Genomic DNA, 2,634 nt, shown 5'->3' with positions numbered 1-2,634 from the left:
ACCTCGCCGCAGACAGGGCAAACCCAGGCCAGACCATTATCCGTCAAGATCATGCGCAGAGTGTGGCCGCATACAGGGCAGCTCATTACGCTACCCCTAGGGCTATGGACGGATGCTGCGGCTTCTGGTAGTGGCGCAGAAAGTCGTCAAACCATGAGGGGATCGGAACCGTCTTGCTCTGGCTGGGCAGCAGCCCGGCTTCGCCGCGCTCGGCGTAATCCGCCATCCAGCGATAGAGGGTGCGCCGGGTCAGCACGCCACCGCGCTTGCAGGCCGTGGCCGTGGAAATCTGCTCCATGAGTATGGAGGGGAGGCTGCCCAGGCGCGAGGAGTCCGCCAGATGCCGGATAGCCCCTTCTTTACCCAGGATGCCGGACATGCGCTCAATCTCGCGCACAAAGGCCAGACGGGCCGTGGCCACCGCGCGCTCGCGGTCTGACGCGCCTGGAAATAGCGGTGTTGCGCTGGGGGCGGGTGTATAGTTGATGGGCTGGACCGGAGCCGGAGCAGTGCCGAGCATCGCGCTATAAATAGTGCCAGCTATGGCGCAACTGTCCGCTTCATGCGTGGCGTACTGCTTCCGCAACAGGCCCGAGGCTATCAGTTCGCGGGTTTCCTTGGGCATACTGGCGACTATCCACAACTTGCCGCCGCCGCGCCCGGTACGTGTGGCGGACTGCCAGGATTCACGTGAGGCGCGACGTGTCACGGTAGAAATGGAATTTACCCCTAACAAGGAGGCAATCTTTTGTGTCGTGTATGCTTCTTGCCCTAACATGACAGCCCCCTCCTATACATGACGGGGGTCACAAAGATGCTTTTCCAATTGTCCATGGTTGCGCAGCCAATCCAAAACCGCAGGGGAGTGTAGCGTTCCCATGACTGTCCGGCGCACGGTTTCCGCTGAAATGCCCAAAGCGGTGGCAAGATCGGCATAGGAATCCATACCGTTATCGCTCATGATTTCGCGGTTGCGCCACAGATATTTGGCGCGCTCCGCTCCAAGCGCCGCGCGTTGTTTGGCGTTCACAGGGATTCCTCCAATAGCTTGATCCGCTTACGCGTCTCTTTCTGTTTCAGTATGGCGCGGGCATATTCGCACAATTTTCTGTCATCCTCGGTCATTACGTCCAATCCCAGTGGGTGCAACATGGCCCGCAAGGGTTCGTGACTGCCTGTGGCATGGCAAAAGGCCAGTACAGCTAGGATGGAGGGAGGGCGTTCTTCACTCGGTGAAAGCCATTTATGCAAAGTCGCCTCACTGACAATGCGCTCGTTACCGCTGGTGAGCTTCATCCCGCAGGCGTTGGCCACCGCGTTGATCTTGTCCGGCAGGGCCTTACGGCCTTCCCCCTCTGGCGCTCCTGCCACCGCGCGCAGCGTCCCACCTCTCCGGGGGAGAGGTCCACCACGAGGTTCACCACAACGCGGTCACCAGCGTCATAGCGCCCATCTGCTTTTTGCAAAGCGTCAAGCACAGATTTCAGAATATTACGCACAACAGCGCACTGATCATCAGTGAGAGGGGTGTTCTGCATGAGATGCTCCGCTTTTGTCCAAATCCGGCTGAGCCGTGGACGTTGACCTCGGTGCGGGGCGGCTGGTAGGTTTGTTTTACAAATTTGTTTTCCAACTGCCCGCAAGATTTTTATGCGCTATTTTCTTGCATCATGCAACTAAATTTTGTGCAAATGTTTGAATTTTTCTCAAATTGTACATTATTTAAGCATATCGGGCGTTTATAAAACTGGCGTACCGCAAAAATTTGCGCAAAATTTTTGCAAAAGAAGTTTTGCATATGGCAGAATCACTTGGACAGAGAATTAAGCTGGTGCGAGGCAAGATTTCGCAAGACGTTTTTGCCGTAACGATTGGCGTCAGTCGTGGCTCGTTGAGTGCTTACGAACGAGATGAAAGCCAGCCAGCCGCCGAAGTCTTGAAAGAAATTTGTACAAAGTACAAAGTAAGCGCGGATTGGCTTCTCTTTGGAGAAGGAGGGCTAGAGAGTACCCCTTTGGAAGCGCCTATAGGCGATGTGGACTTAAAGCTAATTCCATTGGTGGAAGCCCGTATTTCCGCAGGTCAAGGTAGCCTTGAAGTAAACGGGACTAGTGAACGCAGTTATGCTTTTCGCATGGATTTTTTGCTGCGCAAGGGCAATCCTGACGCTATGGTGCTGATGCGTGTCGCTGGTGATAGTATGCAGCCGGAGATAATGGACAATGACATTGTGCTCATTGACCAGAGCAAAAAAGATATCATCCCCGGCAAAATATTTGCCGTGGGCTTTGAGGAAGCTATTTATTTGAAAAGAATAGATATGATTCCGGGCAAGGTGATTCTAAAAAGCGTCAATGAGGAGTGCTACCCGCCAATTTCTCTTGATATACAGGGAGATATAGCCGAACAGTTTCGTGTCATTGGCAAGGTTATTTGGAGCGGGAGAGAATATCGCTAGAAACCAGATATATTAGTGTCAATTCTGACGTAAAAAACGCGCGAAAAGCAGCAAGTGAGCTGATTTTTCGCGCGTTTTTGTTTTTGCCCTGTAGCGGCCACAAACCCACGGCCCACGCGGGCGCGCTGGGAAATTCCCCCTCATGTCAGTAGTGCCATTTCTATCGCTACCCTAGT

Annotated in this window: 5 protein-coding genes; 1 reads left to right on the top strand and 4 read right to left on the bottom strand. The window is 53.8% G+C overall.

Translation table 11 applies throughout. From position 1 onward, the window contains the following. From KH208_RS15580 to KH208_RS15460, 4 genes are all read right to left on the bottom strand, one after another. Positions 1–86, bottom strand: an 86-nt coding sequence (locus tag KH208_RS15580; RefSeq protein ID WP_367114974.1) for a zf-TFIIB domain-containing protein, incomplete at its 3' end; no start/stop codon positions are given. After that, entirely contained in the window at positions 86–778 is a 693-nt protein-coding gene (locus tag KH208_RS15470) for a DNA-binding protein (RefSeq protein ID WP_291437785.1), read from the bottom strand. The genes KH208_RS15580 and KH208_RS15470, both read right to left, overlap by 1 nt. A gap of 12 nt (positions 779–790) precedes the next feature. Further along, the gene (locus KH208_RS15465) at positions 791–1,030 is read right to left on the bottom strand and encodes a helix-turn-helix domain-containing protein (RefSeq protein ID WP_291437784.1); all 240 of its coding nucleotides are present in this window, start codon (positions 1,028–1,030) and stop codon (positions 791–793) included. Further along, positions 1,027–1,371: a hypothetical protein gene (locus KH208_RS15460; protein WP_291437783.1), complete on the bottom strand. Its 345-nt coding sequence runs from the start codon at positions 1,369–1,371 to the stop codon at positions 1,027–1,029. Before KH208_RS15460 ends, KH208_RS15465 begins: the two co-directional genes overlap by 4 nt. A 427-nt stretch (positions 1,372–1,798) precedes the next feature. Between KH208_RS15460 and KH208_RS15455 the strand changes: the two genes are divergently transcribed. Next, complete coding sequence (locus KH208_RS15455) at positions 1,799–2,458, top strand: S24 family peptidase (RefSeq protein ID WP_291437782.1); 660 nt, start codon at positions 1,799–1,801, stop codon at positions 2,456–2,458. The last annotated feature ends 176 nt before the right edge of the window (positions 2,459–2,634 follow it).

Origin of the sequence: Desulfovibrio sp. (genome assembly GCF_018379785.1) — a bacterium.
GTDB lineage: Bacteria > Desulfobacterota > Desulfovibrionia > Desulfovibrionales > Desulfovibrionaceae > Desulfovibrio.
This window is presented reverse-complemented; position numbering and strand designations above follow the sequence as displayed.

What these genes read in the sequence shown, in the direction of transcription:
- KH208_RS15470 (WP_291437785.1), bottom strand. Translation starts at nt 778, where the DNA reads ATGTTAGGGCAAGAAGCATACACGACACAAAAGATTGCCTCCTTGTTA.
- KH208_RS15455 (WP_291437782.1), top strand. Translation starts at nt 1,799, where the DNA reads ATGGCAGAATCACTTGGACAGAGAATTAAGCTGGTGCGAGGCAAGATT.